Below are 17,219 nucleotides of genomic sequence, written 5' to 3' on the forward strand. Positions count from 1 at the left end.
CTTTTTAGGTAGGTCATATTTTGAACCAACTGACGTTATAGCAAAGTTCTTTAATCCTAAATCCACACCGATTGCGTCTCTAATAGCTACTACTGGCGTATTTTCTTGATTAAAAAGAATAGATGCGTAGTATTTACCGTCAGCATTTCTCGATATTGTTACAGTCGTGAATTTTGCATCCGGTAATTCTTTGTGAAACACGGTTTTCATTAAACCCAAATTCCCAGGAAACTTAATCACAGAGTCCTCTGACATCAGTTTCACGTTTTGGGGATATTGAATAGATTGCAAAGCATGTTTAGATTTAAAGTTAGGGAATTTAGCGCGTCCTTCAAAGAAGTTGACAAAAGCACTTGAAAGGTTAAATGTGACGCGCTGCAATACTTGACTGTACGCAAGTCCTAACCATTCAAATTCTTTTTTTAACCCAGACAGTAACTTATCCATTGCTGCCTTAGAAAGACCTTTCCCCGTTTCTTTATACGCAATAGTAGTGGCATTAAGCATATAATTCCACAACCATCGGGTATTACCAAAACATTGAGCTAGATAAGATTCTTGCTCATCAGTGGGATAAATTCTAACTTTAATTGCTCTATACATGGCATCGACCTTACCGTGTTTACTTATTCATGGTAACAGATGTTTCGACGATTGAATTATCAAAAACAAATATTTTGTTTGTTTCGTCGCAGTAGTCTTTCCTGTTTTCGCTACGCTCAAATATGGTCAGACTACACTCCTCAACTCACGCACATTCATCACAACACTGAATGGAGTACCATTTCAGTGTGAGCCTTCTGCTGTTTAAGGTAAAACTAATTAAATTGTAGGATTGAAATTTTTTTGCAATCCCAAATCAAATATTTAAAATTGGCACAGTCTATTACTTAATCGCAAAAAATAAGGGAAAAATGAGTAACCTGATTCTAGTTGTAGACGACGACAATTTAATGCGATCGCATCTGTGTGAGCAATTGACAGAAGCAGGGTATCAGGTGGTAGAAGCGAGTAACGGTTTAGAGGCGATCGCTACCTATACTCGCCTTCACCCAGATATAGTACTGTTGGATATCATGATGCCAGTGATGGATGGGTTTAGCTGCTGCGCTCAACTGCAAGCACTCCCCGATGGCAAAGAGACACCAGTGTTAATGATTACTGCGTCTTCTGATCAGGCAACCGTAGAAAAAGCTTTTGCTGTGGGTGCAACTGACTTTATTACCAAGCCGATTCAATGGCCAATATTGCGTCAAAGATTGCGCCGGATTCTGGAAGGTAGTCGGGCTGTGCAGGAATTACGACAGCAAACCGCACAGGCACAATTGCGGGAAGCACAACTCACGATGGCATTAGATGCTGCTCGCATGGGCATCTGGAACTGGGATCTGCTGACGAACAAAATTTCTTGGTCAGATAATCTGGAAGCACTTTTTGGCTTAGAGAAAGGGATTTTCAACTACACCTATGAAGCTTTCATCTGCTGCATTCATCCCCACGATCGCGATTTCGTCAGGCGATCGCATCAGCAAGCTATTCGGGATGGAGTCAAATATAACATCGAATTTCGAGTTATTTTACCCGATGGGAGAATTCGTGTTTTAGCAAGCAAAGGAGTTGCCTTTAAAGATGCGTCTGGGGTGGCTGTGCAAATGTCTGGGGTATACATGGACATCACCAAGCGCAAGCAAGCCGAGGAGGCGCTAGAAGTTCGTGCTAACCAGCAAGCGATGGTGGCAGAACTAAGTCAAATGGCCCTAGCTAGTACAGACTTGACTACACTGATGAACTCATGTGTAACAATCGTCGCCCAATGCCTAAAAGTTCAGTCTTGCAAAATTTTGGAACTACTGCCAGATGATCATAGATTGCTGTTACGCGCCGGAGTCGGTTGGCAACCTGGACTTGTGGGAAAGGCAACCGTTAGCGCGGGGATAAATTCTCAAGCTGGCTACACCCTGCTTTCCAAGGAACCGGTAATTGTTAATGATCTGAGCGCCGAAACACGATTCAATGGGCCACCACTGCTACATGAGCATCAAGTGGTCAGCGGTATTAGCGTAGTGATTCATGGCAAAGAGCGTCCTTTTGGTGTATTCGGGGCACACACAACCAGACACCACACCTTCACCAAAGATGATATTTCTTTTCTCCAAGCTGTTGCCAATGTTCTAGCTACAGCCATTGAGCGCCAACACGTGGAAGACGCACTCAAAGAAAGTGAAGAACGCTGTCAGTTAGCCGTGCAGGGCAATAATGATGGCATTTGGGACTGGGATGTGAAAAATGATCAAGTTTTTTTCTCAACTCGCTGGAAGCAAATGCTTGGTTACGAAGAACATGAGATTTCCAATCATTTAGATGAATGGGCTACACGAGTGCATCCAGATGATATCGGATTTGTCAGACAAGCGATCGCCGATCACTTTGCTAAAGTTACCCCGTTTTTCATCAGCGAACATCGAGTCCGGTGTAAAGATAACACCTATAAATGGGTTTTGGATCGCGGTCAGGCAGTATGGGATAAAGATGATGTAGTGCGGATGACAAGTTGCTATACAGATATCACCGAACGCAAACTGGCAGAAGAACAACTGCGTCAGAGCGAAGAACGTTTCCAAATAGTCGCCCATGCTACCAATGATCTTTTATGGGACTGGGATTTGCTGACTAATGAGGTGTGGTGGAATCAAGCTTTACAAACGCTCTTTGGTTACTCGAAAGAGGAAATAACATTCACTGCTCATTGGTGGAGTGAACACATACATCCAGACGATAGGCAGAGAATCGCCACCCAAGCATATGCACTAATAAATAGTGGTGAAAAATTCTGGCTAAATGAATATCGCTTTCGCCGCAGCGATGGTTCTTATGCCTACGTCTTCGATCGCGGTTATGTCGTCCATGACAAAACAGGCAAGCCAGTGCGGATGATGGGTGCGATGATGGATATTACCGAACGGCAAGCCGTACTACGCGATCGCAATCGGGCACAAGCAGAATTAGAACGCCAAAACTTGCGATCGCAACTATTCGCTAATATCACCCTGAAAATTCGTCAGTCTTTACAAATCGATGATATTCTTCAAACCAGTGTCATAGAGGTGCAAAAGCTACTACTTGCCGACCGTGTATTAATTTTGCGCCTACAGCCAAATGGATTTTTTCTCGCTGTTCAAGAGGCAGTAGTTCCCGGTTTGCCCGTTGTGCTGGGGCAGCAAATTATCGACTCTTGCTTTCGCAACGATTACATCGAGCAGTACCGCCAAGGGCGAATTAGTTCTATTAACAATATACAAGAAGCTGATATCCAACCTTGCCACGTCGAATTGCTGCAACGATTCGCCGTTAGAGCTAACCTTGTAGTCCCAATTTTCCTCAAAAATCAACTGTGGGGGCTACTAATTGCCCATCAGTGCGCCCATCCCCGTCAGTGGACTAACTCGGAAATTGAACTTTTGCAACAGCTAGCAGATCAAATAGGCATTGCCTCAGCTCAAAGCCTAATTCTAGAACAAGAAACTCGGCAGCGGCAAGAACTCACCCGTTCCAATGAAGAACTGAAACAATTTGCATTTGTCGCCTCCCACGATTTGCAAGAGCCACTGCGTAAAATTAAAACTTTTGGCGATCGGCTCAAAACAACCTGTGGCGACACATTAACCGAACAGGGGCGTGACTATCTAGAACGAATGCAGAATGCTGCATCGAGAATGCAGACATTAATTGAAGACTTGTTAACACTTTCACGAGTTACTACCAGAGCACAGCCTTTTATATCAGTAAATCTCACAAAAATTGCCCAAGAGGTAGTGTCTGATTTAGAAATTTATATCCAGCAAACTGGAGGAACTGTAGAAATAGGACATTTACCCACCATTAAAGCTGATCCTTTACAGATGCGTCAATTATTGCAAAACATCATTGGTAACGCTCTCAAATTCCACCGCCCACAAATACCACCTTTAATCAAAATCTATAGTACAATTTTAAACAATCAAGCAGATAACATATCAGCTAATTCTGAACTTTGTCAAATCATGGTAGAAGATAATGGTATTGGCTTTGATGAAAAATATCTTGATCGCATTTTTAATGTTTTTCAACGTTTGCACAGTAGCATTGAATACGAAGGTACTGGTATAGGTTTAGCGATCTGCCGGAAAATTATTGAGCGTCATCATGGAAATATCACAGCCCAAAGCCAACCTGGGCAAGGAGCAAAATTTATGATCACATTGTCAGTTGATTCCCATTCTTAATTTTTCTTCCTGGAGAGGGATTAATACTAGAACCCAAAATTAGCTTAATTGTACAATTGCACCCTGTAATTTGTAGGACTTATGCATTGTACAAATTGGCCATGATGTTAAGTATTAATGAGATTCGATTATTTCAGGCTATTGACGACACTACCACAGGGCTTTGTCGTTATCATAACGAAAAAATAAAACTTTCATATCGTAAGACATATAAATTGCATATTTGATGCTTTCTGTCAACGTAAGAGTTGCCATCTGTACCGGGTTTATAACTTGATTCATACTAATAAACCAATGCAAAGGAGACGATGCATAGTGAAGGGTCGACAAATAAACGTCACGATTTTAATGGCTGATGACGATGAAGATGACGGCATCTTGGTTCGTGAGGCGCTGGCAGAAAGTCAATTGCCAATTGAGCTATACATCGTCAGAAATGGTGAAGAGTTGATGGATTATCTATATCATCGGGGTCGATATGCTCACACCAGCAGTTCACCGCATCCGGGTTTGATTTTATTAGATTTGAATATGCCAAGAATTGGCGGTCTTGAGGCGCTCAAAGAGATAAAAACTGACCCACAACTACGGCGAATTCCAGTTGTAGTACTGTCAACATCACGAAGAGAAGAAGATATATATAATACTTACCATTTTGGTGCCAACTCCTTTATCACAAAGCCAGTGGCTTTTGCCTCATTTGTTGAGGTCATGAAGACTCTAGTGAAATACTGGTTTGAAATTGTGAAGCTACCACTAGAAGCAGTGGGAGAAAAACATGGACAACAGCACCATCAAAGTTCTGTTCATTGATGATGACGAAGACGACTATATTTTGACTCGTTATTGGTTTAGTGAATTTCAGGTAGCAAACTGCCAACTGGAATGGGTAAATAATTATGAAGCAGCAAGGAATGCGATCGCTCGCCACCAACATGACATTTATCTTGTAGACTACCGTTTAGGGCCACACAATGGACTGGAACTTTTGCGCGAAGCAATTGCCAACGGCTGTTGTTCTCCAATAATTTTGCTGACAGGTCAGGGCGACTGGGAAATAGATATCGAAGCGATGAAAGCCGGAGCCGCAGATTATCTCGAAAAAAGCCAGTTGACTGCACCTTTATTAGAGCGTTCTATCCGCTATGCCATTGAACGCAAGCAAACAGAACAGAAAATCCGCGAACAAGCCGCTTTACTAGATGTTGCCACCGATGCAATTTTTGTGTGTGATTTAGACGATAAAATTTTATTTTGGAACAAAGCTGCGGAGAGTCTGTACGGTTGGAAAAAAGAAGCAGCTATTAATAAGAAGACACGAGTTCTGTGGCATGAAAAACATGTGTCTCAAGTTCAAGAAGCACTCAGTATTTTGATGCAAAATGGTTCTTGGGAGGGCGAACTACAACAAAAAACAAAATCAGGTAAAGAAATTATTGTTGAAAGCCGTTGGACACTAGTACATGAATTCGGGAATAAAGCACAATCTATTCTCGTTGTTAACACCGATATTACACAGAAAAAACAACTAGAAGCACAATTTCTTCGTGCCCAGCGATTAGAAAGTATTGGCACCTTAGCCAGTGGTATCGCCCACGACCTGAATAATGTTCTTGCCCCGATTTTGATGACAGCGCAACTGTTAGAGTCACAAGTTAATGATGAGCGTTCTCGGCGACTGTTACCAATATTGATCACAAATGCAAAACGTGGGGCAAGCTTAGTTAAGCAAGTATTATCTTTTACCCGTGGGCTGGAAGGCGATCGCACAGTCTTACAATTAAAGCATTTAATAATTGAAATTCAGCAAATTATGAGAGAAACTTTTCCCAAATCTATTGAAGTTTCCACTCAAATTCCGCAAAATCTTTGGACTGTAACCGGCGATGCTACCCAACTGCATCAAGTACTGATGAATTTGTGCGTTAATGCTCGTGATGCTATGCCAAATGGTGGAACTTTAAAAATATTGGCGGAAAATCTCTTTATTGATGAAAATTACGCCAACATGCATATTGAAGCTAAAGTTGGTCACCACATTGTCATTACTGTTAGTGATGGCGGAATAGGTATTAAATCAGAAATATTAGATCGGATATTTGAGCCATTTTTTACTACTAAAGAACTCGGTAAAGGGACTGGTCTTGGTCTGTCTACAGTACTTGGCATTATTAAAAGCCACGGCGGTTTTATCGACGTATGTAGCGAACAGGGAAAAGGTAGCCAATTTAAGGTGTATTTACCAGCACAAGAGGCAGCAGAAACTATAGAAGAACAAGAACAGGGATTACCTTCAGGGCAAGGAGAATTAATTTTAATTGTTGATGATGAAGCTGCCATTCGAGATGTGACCAAAACATCTCTAGAAAGCCATAATTACAAAGCAATCACAGCTAGTGATGGCATTGAAGCAATAGCCTTATATGCAGAACATCGAGATGAAATATCTCTTGTATTAACTGATATGGTTATGCCGTCTATGGATGGGATAACTACTATCCGCACCCTGCGAAAAATTAACCCAGATGTAAAAATTATTGCTGTCAGTGGATTGAGTTCGACTGATAAAGTTAATACAGCTTATGACATGGGCATTAAAGCCTTTTTATCCAAGCCTTATACAGCTAGCCAATTATTGCAAACTATTAGCACCGTTAAAAAGAGTTAGGAGTTGGGGGTTGGGTATTGGTATTGATAATTACTAATTTGTCAAAGTTGAGAGTTATAATTTAGTAACTCCTAACTCATAACTTTTAAATATTTGATTACCCATGACGAAGGATGAAGTATTAGCGGCTAATGCAGCTTTTTATCGTGCTTTTGAAAGAAAAGATATTGAGATAATGAGTGCAGTATGGTCACAAGGAACTGGTAGTTTTTGCATTCATCCTGGAAGTAATATACTGCGAGGTTGGAAAGAAATTCGCACCTCTTGGGAGCAGATATTTAAAAACACTGCTTATATCGAAATAAACACTGATATAATTGCTACAGAAATAACGGATAATATTGCCTATGTTGTACTGAGGGAAAATGTGTTCCAAGTAGTAGGTGGAAGAAGACTTGAAGCACAATCAACAGCTACAAATGTATTTCATTTTCTTGGTGGAAAGTGGTATTTAGTTCATCATCACGGTAGCCCAATTTTGCGGTGAGGAAGTGGGGGATAGAGAAGGAAAGGGATATCGTGTCTGGTTAAAGACTTATCATTTAGACCGCAGGGAGCAGGGAGCAGGGGGCAGGGGGAAAGAGGCTTTTGCGCTTTTTGCACAGATGCGGGAATTATAACTAATTAGGCGGACATGATATGACTAATCAACTCTACTGCATCTCGTCCATCGCAATTTTGTAAGTAAACTTTGACAACTTCTTCTTTAGCAGTAGGCAATTTCTTGCCAATAAAATCTGGATGAATTGGTAATTCTCGATGACCCCTATCTACTAACACAGCTAAACGAATCACTTCTGGTCTACCGTAGTCGTTGACTGCATTTAAAGCAGCGCGAATCGTTCGTCCTTTGAAAATCACATCATCCACCAGTACAACTGTTTTTCCCGTAAGGTCAAAAGGAATTTCGCTTTTCGTTGGAGTCCGCAATCCAATTTTGTCGAGGTCATCTCGATAAAATGTAATGTCCAAAGCGCCGACTGACACGGCTACACCTTCCAGCGTCTCAATTTGACGCGCCAACAACTCGGCTAATAAAGCGCCTCTGGTATAAATACCAAGAAGTACCAGTTGAGACAAATCACGTGTCCTTTCCACAATTTGAGAGGCAAGACGAGTCAAGGTACGACGGATTTCTTCGGATGAGAGAATTTCAACTACTTTGGCAGACATAGCGAGTGATAAGTTAGGGGTGATGAGTTAAGAGTTAGGAGTTTTTATTATTTAACATTTATCTTTATCGATTGGGGAGTATTAAGAATATAGCGATCGCTATTCCTAACCATAGCAAAGAACAATATCGAGTCAGCTGTAAAGCATTCTGAATGGAAGTTACAGTAATGGGATAAATAGCATCTCCTAGCAGTGGTTTGTACTTAGCTGTCCCGCGATACCAATTTGTACCCCCCATCTGCACACCCAAGAAAGCAGCATAGGCGCACTCACTCCAGCCAGAATTGGGACTAGGGTCATTAATTGCATCCCGACGACAAATTCGCCAAACATGCATCGGTTTACCAGATAACAGCGCCACAGTCACGACTGTTAACCGACAAGGTAGCCAAGTTAAACAATCTTCCAACCGCGCACAAAACCATCCCAAATAAGTATAGGGTGCTTCTCGGTAGCCCACCATTGAATCAAGGGTACTACTGGCTTTGTATGCTAAAGCCAAGGGAGTTGGCCCCACGATTGGTATAAAGATACCAACAATTGCATAAAAAAGCGGAGCCATCACCCCATCGGTAGCATTTTCTGCAACCGTTTCTAAAACGGCTCGCAAAATTTCTGCTTGTGAAAGCTTTTGTGTATCTCGACCAACGTAATTACTTAAAACTTTACGAGCCTTCTCTAAATCTCCCGCTGTTAAAGGTTCTAAAACAGCCACCGCTGCTGTTCGCAAACTTCTGCCAGCAAAACAACTAGCCAAAAGAATGCTATCTATCGCAATTCCCAATAACGGATGAACCCATCTGGCACTTTGAATAATCAAAAAGCCAACAAGACCGCTACCAATTATTAGGATAAGACCTAGTGCAATTCCAGCTAGGCGTTGTGTTAGAGAATTTTGACACAATTGGAGAAAAAATTTCGTCAAGTGAGAAATTGCCCACCCCATAATTTGCACTGGATGAGGCCAATTCCAAGGATCGCCAATTAAGTAATCTAAAAGTGCAGCAATTATTAAGATATAGATGCTGTTAGTCATAAGTTACGAGTCAAGGGTTAAGAATCAAGGGTCAATATTTGGACTATTGACTCTTGACTAAACCACAAAACTAGCTTCTTCTCCAAGGGAAGCTTGCCAGCTACGAGCATCGTAATAAAGGTCTGCCAAAGTAATACTGTACAAAGCTTCTTTGAGCTTTTGGTTGAGTCTCTGCCAAAGGCTAAATGTTACCCAATCTTCAGCTTGTGCAGGTGCTGGGGTGTGATGGGGTAAATGGCTAGTCTCGCCAACTGCTTCTAAAATTTGTCCTATAGATATTTGTGCAGGCTCTCTTGCTAATTGGTATCCGCCGATGCTACCACGAATTGATTTTACTAAAGACGCACGACGCATTTCTATTAGTAGTTTTTCGAGGTAAGGAGCTGGGATATCTTGGCGTTTAGCGATCGCTCTCACAGATACTGGGCCATATTTTGGCTGTAAACTCAAATCTAGCAGTGCCTTCACACTGTAGTGTCCTCTGGTAGTTAGTTTCATTTTGGCCAGCTTGATTGTTTGATTTTTTGTCCTTAGTCATTTGTAAATAACCAATGACTAAGGATCAGTTTTACTTATCATTCTGTGACTCAGTTATCATCCTCAGCAAGTAAACGACTTTTTGAGCGTTAGTTTAGAAAACTTAAAACTTGTATAGTCTAGCAGTGATTCACTAACTATATATATATAGTTATCAGCATTGCCAGCATTATCTAAAATAGATTGTCTTGGCAATATTGGTAATGGCATAACAATTGTGCCTATGAGTGTAATATACTTGGCTAGGTTGAGATAAAAACTAAAGGATTATGTTCCTATTAGCTCAACCTCAGCTAAAATAAAATCGATTCAAACACTTCAAACATTCATTTTCGACCTAAGTTGATGCCTAAACAGAAAAAAATTGAACCCCTACTCGGTGAAGAACTGCTCAAAAAAGTTAAAGAGCTAGAGAGCGAGAGCAAAGAAGACAAAGCCAAGAAGTGCGGCTACTATACCGTTACCAAAAATGGTATAGAGCGCGTCAATATGATGAAGTTCTTAAATGCCCTAATTGATGCCGAAGGCATTCAGTTGGACAGTACACCCAGTGCTAATGGGCGCGGTGGACGTAGTGCTAGCTATAGAATTAGTGTGCAATCGAATGGTAACTTACTTATAGGTTCAGCTTATACAAAACAGATGAATCTGAAACCAGGAGATGAGTTTCTGATCACTTTAGGCAAAAAGCACATTCGTCTGAGACAGGTAGACCCAGAAGATCGGGAAGAAGATGAAACCATAGAAGCCACTGCTTAATAAATAGTCATTAGTCAATAGTCATTTGTGAAACCAATGACTAATGACCAATGACTAATGACTAATAACTATATCTGTGGTGGGTAAGACTGGTAAATAGTGGCGAAGTGCTTTGCGCGTAACTGCTAAATTGCAGGTTAATGCAATTTGCTCTCTTTCTAGTAAACCCAAAATGCGATCAGGTTTGTCTCGTGCTACCACTGGTAATTGATGCAAACCTCGAAGACTCATGCGGTCTAGAGCTTCAGATAATAGTTCATCCTGCCATGCATAAAGGATTTCAGTAGTACAAATGTCTATTAGGGTTTGACTCAATAAATTATCTGGAATTTCAGTTAAGGAATTTGGGTAAGTTTGCCAAAGAGCAAGGGCACGGTTAATATCTTCCAGAGAAAGTATACCAACTAATTGCTCTGCTTCATCAATTACTAAAGCACTGCGGACGCGATCGCGGATCATTTCCACCGCTGCATCTAACACTCCAAGAGTTGCAGGTAATTTTTTTGGGCAGGGATACATAGCATCTTCTACCAAAATTTGCTGCACAATTTCCGCTTGTTCATCTTTCAATTCCGAAAGACCAATCTGTTGTAAGTTAGAGTTAGAGTTAAAAGTTGGTTTAATCCTTTCCACTAGCCAAACACTCAAACCCACAGCTGCCATCAACGGTAAAACAATGCGATAGTCGCGGGTTAATTCAAACAGCATTAAAATAGCCGTTAACGGTGCTCTGACACTAGCAGCTAATACTGCTGCCATTCCTACCATTGCGTAAGCTGGGGGAGCCGCCATTTGATCGCAAATTGTCGGGAATGCCACAGCCAAAATTTTGGCGTAAGCCGAGCCAAAAGAAGCACCTAAAAACATTGCTGGTGCAAACAAACCGCCGATGAAACCACTACCTGTACTAATTGCAGTCATCAGTAGCTTCACGACCAACAGCACCACTAACAGGTAGAGTGGAAACTCCACATCCTGAAGCATTGCTTCTACAGTTTCATAACCGACACCCAAAATTTGCGGGAAGTGCAAAGCAACTGCGCCAATCATCACACCGCCAATAATTGGATGAATCGGCTGAGGAATTCGTCCCAAAACTTCAAATCCTGGAACCTTTCCAGCAAAGCAGGCTTTTGCTGCCCGAATTGCTTGAGTATAAGCCAGAGAAACTAGGCTGGCCCCTAAACCCAAGCCAAGATAAAGGGGTAATTCCAAAGGACTGAGGACTTGGTAAGCAGGTAAATCAAAAGCTGGTTGTGCCCCCAAACCAATTTGGGCAATTAGTGCTGCTACCACCGCCGCTAGCAGTACCACACTCACAGCAGAAGTAGCGAAAGATGTCGCTCCCATCACCACCTCTAGGGCAAAAAATACCCCAGCGATGGGAGCATTAAATCCAGCCGCAAGTCCAGCCGCCGCGCCAGCACCTAAAAGCAAACGTTGTCGTTCTTGAGATACATTCAGGATCACAGAGAACAACATCCCAAAATTTGCGCCAATTTCTACACTCGGCCCCTCTGGCCCCAAAGAAGCACCGCTTCCCAAAGAAACAGATGCAGCCAGCATCTTCGTAACTGGTCGTAGTTGTCGCTTAATCTCTGTTCCCTGAGAAGCGGCAATGAGAGATGAAAGTCCAGGGCCAAAGTCTTGAGTGCGCCAGCGCATCAAGCCAACGATTAATCCGCCAAGGGTCGGAACGCAGGCTAAAGTCCAAGCACCCCAAACACCGATTTGACCCATTAAATTTTCCAGCATCAGCTGGTGAATCAACTGGATTAAATAGTGAAAGGTGACTACACCCATACCTGTACCACCGCCAATGAGCATGGCTAAAAACAGGACAACGGTTTCTGGGGATGGTTGAAAACGATTAATGAGGTGAGCTAAACGAGCGGAAGGTGTAGGAAAGGCAGGTTGTTCCGTTACCTTCCTCAGTTGAGTGGGAGGCAAGAGAGTCATTGAGAGGCGGGGTAAATGTAAGAAAAAATTTAAATTTTTATCTGTTACTTCTCATTGTGAGCCATTATTTAGCAACCAGACAAGTAGACTTTATTTGCTTGATTTACAAAGCTTTAGCAAAAAATGTCATTGTGCAAAATTTTTGTGGGGAGAATGGTTAAATGGGAGACAATTGTTATTTGAGGGTCAACTATAGCTAGTGGGGTGCGAGTGAGCGCCAACGCTATTCTTTCTAGAGATAACAAAGTTTTTGTCGGCTGGGTGGACGCACCCGCAAACATTAACAAGGAGTCATCCTTGCCGAAATCTAGTTATACTCGTGTTGCGACCATTGAGCCATCTTTGGTAGTAATACAATGTATGTGTGATTTATGGCTGATGTCAGACCACACATTGATCCCAATTCAATATAGCTATTGTTATAGAGCGAGTAAATGGACTAGGCGGACGAGGTAAATGAATATACACACCTTTGATAATCATTATGTTACTTGCCCAATTTGCCAAAGAAATGCTACGCCCAAACCAGTTAAAACTCGCATGGGCTTGTTTTGCTGTCCCTATTGCCAGGAACGGCTAGTAGTTTGCCAAAGCGGTCATTATGTCCGCGATCCGTTTACTTGGAGACAATTGATGGTCGCTTCGTCGCTACGTCGTCAAAGCCGACCTTTAGCTAGGATTATCAGAGATTTTGTCTTGCTCAAGCGTCCTATGGTAGCCTTGGCTGTAGGAAGTGCCATTTTCTTTAGTGCGATCGCCCTGACTCAAGAAAGGACAAACTACGATAGCCAAATTTTTCCCACAACAGAGAAAGTTAATAAACCAGAAAACAAAACTCAGTAAATGGAATACTTTGGTATAAATCAAATCTAACTTTGATTTTTGTAATATTATAAATACTTCTGTGAAACCGTGTCTTATTCGCCCCAAATAGGACACGGTTTTACATCATGTCCGCTTAATACCAATTTAATATGAAGCTGCATAGAATAGAGCTTCCAGGATAAAGTTATAAGAAGAGACAGAAATTACCTCCTCAAATGTAAGTTGGTCGAATATTTCTTGGATGCGATCACGTAAAGCTTGTAAAGAAGAGAAAAGTTGATTTCTGAGTGGTTTTTTGAGGAGCTGCCAAAGTCTTTCAATCGGATTGAGTTCTGGGGCTGAAGGTGGTTGAAACAGAGGAATAATATTTTCTGGCCAACAAATCGCTGAACTTGTATGAGCAGGTGCTTGGTCAACCTGTAAAATCGCGTAATCCCCACCTAATTGTTGAGATAGCCAGTCCAAAAACTGTTGAAAACACTCGCCATTCAATTTCGGATACTCGTAATATTGTGGTCTCCAGTTAATGGTTCAATTGCACCATAAATCCAAAAATTGTCCCTCGGCCATTTCACCTCAACCGTGGGTTTAACACCTGAAGCTGTAATCACTTTGCCTGTGAGAGTTTTTAGTCCAACCCTTGTTTCATCCTGACACAGGTAGCGAACACACTTGCCGGGTGCTAGATTTTCTTCTAGACAGTTGAGGATAATGCCGAGTTTTTTTTAAACTCAGATACCAACTTTTCATCCTGCTTATAGCTTTGAGGACGTGGTACTTTTAATTTTGCCCCTAATCGATATCGAACCAACGCATAAACCGTTGCATATTCAATATCTTGCCCATGTTCTTGTTTCAACCATTCAACTATTGCACCATAGCTGGCAAACCCTTTCCCTGTTTTTAACTCCTCCTCGAGTGCTGCGATCGCAGCATCATCGATCTTCCGCTTTGCCCCTGGTGCTTTCTTGATTTCTAATAAGCCCGACAGCCCATCAGTTCTGTACTTCTGCAACCATCTCGTGACTGTTGAAGTATCTCGTGCCAAGCGTTTTCCGATTTCTTGCTGTTCCTTTACTTGTCCGCTTTTGATCCACCACAACATAATAAGTTTTTCTTTCTGGTTTCCCAAGTTGGCTGTTTGCAGACGTTTTTTTAGTTCTTCTTCGCTCTCTGCGATTTCAATCTCAAAAGGACGGCTCATGGGTATTCAAATTTATTAAGTTTGCTTCCATCTATTATATGTAGCTTCATATTAAATTGGTATAAAGTAATTAAAGTGTGAGCAAGGAGACAAAATTTTATTTATGGTGATTGTAGCGATTTAAGGACGGTAAAGCTAAAAAGATATACCACCGATTTCGAGAGAAAGACCGCATGATGCCTGAAGGTTTGAAATACTTTGATAGATGATCGTTGCTTTCAGGCGTTTGGCCATGACTCAATGTCTAATTAGAGGCAGCAGCCCCTAATCAGCCATTCCTATGCAGAGCATTATGAACTAGAGAATAAGTAAGATCCCTGATGTCTTAAGTTGAGTTGACACTTGAAATAATCTTGTTGAAAAACGGGAAGACTATGGTTACTCCCCAATGGAGAAATTTCCATGAAAATCCTGAACAGCAAAATGCTCAAAAAATCTCTGCTTAACTGTCTAATTTTGCCTTTTTCCCTTGCACCCTGGCTCTGTGTGGGAACGCTTTTTGATTCCCAAGCCAATGCTTTACCAGGACAAAGTACAGAGGAAGTAGGCACCTGGATTAAAGCACATCCCACACTCCGCCCCAGAAGTGGGGAGCAATTGTTTGTGCAAAAGACTGATACTGCTGCTCAACGATTCACTTTTCAAGCGTCGGTATTGCCTCCCGGTAGGGTGGAGTTTTCCAAAGACCGTGGCAGAATTCGGAGTGAGCGAATTTCTATGTATGATGCCATTAACGGGATGACATTTGCCCGTCTCCAGGAATCCTTGCGGGTGATTTATGGCTTGGAGATTTATCAAGACTACGATCGCGCCCAAGTCGTGTATCAGTATCCCAACCAGAAGGTAGTTAACTCGGCGCGTCTTGCCAAAACTCCGATTCGGGAAGCTTTAAAGGGAGAATTACGAGTAGGCGATCGCTATGTATATTGGGTGGAAATTGCCCAACCCAAGACTGGCAAAGCTTTTACCGGTCAAATGACAGTTTTGCTCAAAACTGACCTCGATAAGTTAGAAAATGAACTGCAAGTTCGTTAATGGGCGTTAGGCATTAGTCATTCTCCCCCTGCCTCCCTCATCTCTTCTCATTTAAATATTACTGAATTGGTGTTCTATAGCTTCCCCAATCCCATAGGAGCGAGGGTCTGCCATATACCCGAAAAGATACTTTCAGATGCTAAGGAAATTCGTAATAAATCTTCCTTCAGTAGTGGTGGCCAATCTATCCCGGCTTTACGCCCTGCGGCAAATAGCTGTTGCGCCTTAATGCTTAACTGATAAAGGGCCAAAGCCAGTTCTCGGTCTAGGCTCTTTGCATCTTTGAGGGCTTCAAACACCACTTTCAATGCCAACAAAATTGAGGTGATCTGACCGGGTACCGGTGGTTTCCCCTGTTTCATACGCGTTAACAGCGCATCTGGGTTTTCCTCGGTTGTGATTGTCTGATCTATGAGGAGTTTCCGAGCTGTTTCGTAATTCATGTAGTCAGTTTAGCGTACATTTTGCTTCAGCAGGAATACCTAATTAAAAAGTCATAAAACTGGCTTTTAGTTATTTATAGCAATCTCATTTGATTTGTGAAAAGATAAACTTGGAGAAAATGATGCGGGATTTGCGATACTCTAGTTAACCAGATAGACCATATCTTTGAAAAATACGCCCTGCTTGGAATCAGAAGCAAAATGATATCACCGAATTTACTAGAAATTGAGCGCTCCGTCCGTGCCTTGTCTGTAGAAGAACAACTTTGGCTGCTAGAAAGTATTGCTCGACAAATCCGAGAAAGTGAGTATAAAAAAGATAATTTGGCTGATGTGGAAAATTCAGAAGACCAACTGGACGTGATAGCTAATGAGGTAAAGATTCCAACAGAAATTGCTGCTATAACGGATGAATTTGCGATTTCAGAAATTCTCTGATCTGGAAAAGTAAAAATTATGAGTTTGGTAGATTTAAAAAGTCAAATATACAAGTTATCGGTGAGCGATCGCTTAAAATTGCCGAAGGCATCGTCTGTTGACAGCAACGCAATCATAAAAAGCAGCTTTTAAATTGATCATCTGTGGTGTTTGGCAGTAATAGCGATCGCAATCATCAGATTATTACCACTATAGTTAATTTGGGAATTTTGATGGAAAGTTAACATTAAATTATAAATTGGCTCTATTTGATGATATATAGTTGCCAATCAATAAGTAGCATAGATAACTTTCGCATTTAGTCTTGTAGATTGATTTTTGTTTCATTAGTCTTTACGATTAAACCCTATCATGATAGGTCAGTGGGGTAAATACGCTTCTATGATGTTGCTGATTAATAGGGCAATAGGGACGATCTCGGAAAAACAACTGATCAAGGGTGCTCATTACATTGTTTGAAGTTATGTAGCCTTTTGATTACGGCCTATCAACCACTGCGGTAAACTATGCGTTGATTATGATTCTTTCGCAGAGAAGAACACTCGGAAGGAGCGGCTTTTTCAATGTCTCATACCGTAAAAATCTACGATACCTGCATTGGCTGTACCCAATGCGTCCGCGCTTGCCCTACTGATGTACTAGAGATGGTTCCTTGGGATGGCTGTAAAGCTGCTCAAATTGCCTCTTCACCCCGTACAGAAGACTGCGTGGGCTGTAAGCGCTGCGAAACCGCTTGTCCCACTGACTTTTTGAGCATCCGGGTTTACCTGGGCGCTGAAACAACTCGCAGTATGGGTCTGGCTTACTAAAAAGCTCAGTGCTGAGTCACCGAACTCCTGATCGCGATGCAGGTCTACTGCCCAACCGTTCTTCCAGAACT

Annotated in this window: 17 protein-coding genes; 9 read left to right on the forward strand and 8 right to left on the reverse strand. The window is 41.9% G+C overall.

The genetic code is table 11. The annotated features are described in order from the left end of the window. A partial coding sequence (locus F8R90_RS28670) for an RNA-guided endonuclease InsQ/TnpB family protein (protein WP_196513461.1) occupies positions 1–603 on the reverse strand: 603 nt, incomplete at its 3' end. Between the two features lie 311 nt (positions 604–914). On the opposite strand from F8R90_RS28670, the gene F8R90_RS28675 reads away from it, so the two are divergent. The 4 genes from F8R90_RS28675 to F8R90_RS28690 all read left to right on the forward strand — a co-directional run bounded on the left by F8R90_RS28675 (position 915) and on the right by F8R90_RS28690 (position 7,417). Then, the gene (locus tag F8R90_RS28675) at positions 915–4,262 is read left to right on the forward strand and encodes a PAS domain-containing protein (RefSeq protein ID WP_196513462.1); all 3,348 of its coding nucleotides are present in this window, start codon (positions 915–917) and stop codon (positions 4,260–4,262) included. Between the two features lie 315 nt (positions 4,263–4,577). Further along, positions 4,578–5,075 (forward strand): response regulator, encoded by a 498-nt coding sequence (locus tag F8R90_RS28680; protein ID WP_196513463.1) that lies wholly within the window; start codon positions 4,578–4,580, stop codon positions 5,073–5,075. Further along, positions 5,041–6,930 (forward strand): hybrid sensor histidine kinase/response regulator, encoded by a 1,890-nt coding sequence (locus F8R90_RS28685; RefSeq protein ID WP_196513464.1) that lies wholly within the window; start codon positions 5,041–5,043, stop codon positions 6,928–6,930. The genes F8R90_RS28680 and F8R90_RS28685 overlap by 35 nt, the downstream gene beginning before the upstream one ends. Positions 6,931–7,033: 103 nt before the next feature. Continuing rightward, on the forward strand, positions 7,034–7,417 hold the full coding sequence (locus F8R90_RS28690; RefSeq protein ID WP_196513465.1) for a nuclear transport factor 2 family protein: 384 nt from the start codon (positions 7,034–7,036) through the stop codon (positions 7,415–7,417). A 137-nt stretch (positions 7,418–7,554) separates the two neighbouring features. Here F8R90_RS28690 and pyrR read toward each other — a convergent pair whose 3' ends face one another. From pyrR to F8R90_RS28705, 3 genes are all read right to left on the reverse strand, one after another. Further along, positions 7,555–8,103, reverse strand: coding sequence for a bifunctional pyr operon transcriptional regulator/uracil phosphoribosyltransferase PyrR (gene pyrR / locus F8R90_RS28695; protein ID WP_190895702.1), 549 nt, complete (start codon positions 8,101–8,103; stop codon positions 7,555–7,557). A gap of 64 nt (positions 8,104–8,167) precedes the next feature. After that, positions 8,168–9,139, reverse strand: a complete 972-nt coding sequence (gene cbiB, locus F8R90_RS28700; protein ID WP_196513466.1) for an adenosylcobinamide-phosphate synthase CbiB — start codon at positions 9,137–9,139, stop codon at positions 8,168–8,170. 57 nt (positions 9,140–9,196) lie between these two features. Further along, positions 9,197–9,637, reverse strand: a complete 441-nt coding sequence (locus F8R90_RS28705; protein WP_196513467.1) for an Rrf2 family transcriptional regulator — start codon at positions 9,635–9,637, stop codon at positions 9,197–9,199. Between the two features lie 384 nt (positions 9,638–10,021). Here F8R90_RS28705 and F8R90_RS28710 point away from each other — a divergent pair, with 384 nt between their 5' ends. Further along, positions 10,022–10,435, forward strand: a complete 414-nt coding sequence (locus F8R90_RS28710; RefSeq protein ID WP_196513468.1) for an AbrB family transcriptional regulator — start codon at positions 10,022–10,024, stop codon at positions 10,433–10,435. A 54-nt stretch (positions 10,436–10,489) separates the two neighbouring features. Here the strand turns inward: F8R90_RS28710 and F8R90_RS28715 are convergent, their stop codons facing one another. Next, entirely contained in the window at positions 10,490–12,394 is a 1,905-nt protein-coding gene (locus F8R90_RS28715) for a chloride channel protein (RefSeq protein WP_196513469.1), read from the reverse strand. Between the two features lie 456 nt (positions 12,395–12,850). Between F8R90_RS28715 and F8R90_RS28720 the strand changes: the two genes are divergently transcribed. Then, the gene (locus tag F8R90_RS28720; protein ID WP_196513470.1) at positions 12,851–13,237 is read left to right on the forward strand and encodes a hypothetical protein; all 387 of its coding nucleotides are present in this window, start codon (positions 12,851–12,853) and stop codon (positions 13,235–13,237) included. Between the two features lie 126 nt (positions 13,238–13,363). On the opposite strand, the gene F8R90_RS28725 is transcribed toward F8R90_RS28720, so the two are convergent. Continuing rightward, complete coding sequence (locus F8R90_RS28725; RefSeq protein WP_442946766.1) at positions 13,364–13,747, reverse strand: transposase; 384 nt, start codon at positions 13,745–13,747, stop codon at positions 13,364–13,366. 166 nt (positions 13,748–13,913) lie between these two features. Beyond that, positions 13,914–14,423 carry a helix-turn-helix domain-containing protein gene (locus tag F8R90_RS28730; protein WP_196513472.1) on the reverse strand — a complete coding sequence of 170 codons (510 nt, stop codon included), beginning with the start codon at positions 14,421–14,423 and terminating at the stop codon, positions 13,914–13,916. Between the two features lie 423 nt (positions 14,424–14,846). On the opposite strand from F8R90_RS28730, the gene F8R90_RS28735 reads away from it, so the two are divergent. Further along, positions 14,847–15,458, forward strand: coding sequence for a hypothetical protein (locus tag F8R90_RS28735; protein ID WP_196513510.1), 612 nt, complete (start codon positions 14,847–14,849; stop codon positions 15,456–15,458). 74 nt (positions 15,459–15,532) lie between these two features. On the opposite strand, the gene F8R90_RS28740 is transcribed toward F8R90_RS28735, so the two are convergent. After that, on the reverse strand, positions 15,533–15,901 hold the full coding sequence (locus tag F8R90_RS28740) for a Dethiobiotin synthetase (protein ID WP_196513473.1): 369 nt from the start codon (positions 15,899–15,901) through the stop codon (positions 15,533–15,535). A gap of 201 nt (positions 15,902–16,102) precedes the next feature. Here F8R90_RS28740 and F8R90_RS28745 point away from each other — a divergent pair, with 201 nt between their 5' ends. Together F8R90_RS28745 and psaC are read left to right on the forward strand one after the other, a co-directional pair. Further along, positions 16,103–16,339, forward strand: a complete 237-nt coding sequence (locus F8R90_RS28745; protein ID WP_196513474.1) for a hypothetical protein — start codon at positions 16,103–16,105, stop codon at positions 16,337–16,339. 563 nt (positions 16,340–16,902) lie between these two features. Beyond that, positions 16,903–17,148, forward strand: coding sequence for a photosystem I iron-sulfur center protein PsaC (gene psaC / locus F8R90_RS28750; RefSeq protein WP_012411495.1), 246 nt, complete (start codon positions 16,903–16,905; stop codon positions 17,146–17,148). Positions 17,149–17,219: the final 71 nt, after the last annotated feature.

The organism is Nostoc sp. NZL (assembly GCF_015714705.1).
GTDB classification, from domain to species: domain Bacteria; phylum Cyanobacteriota; class Cyanobacteriia; order Cyanobacteriales; family Nostocaceae; genus Nostoc; species Nostoc foliaceum_A.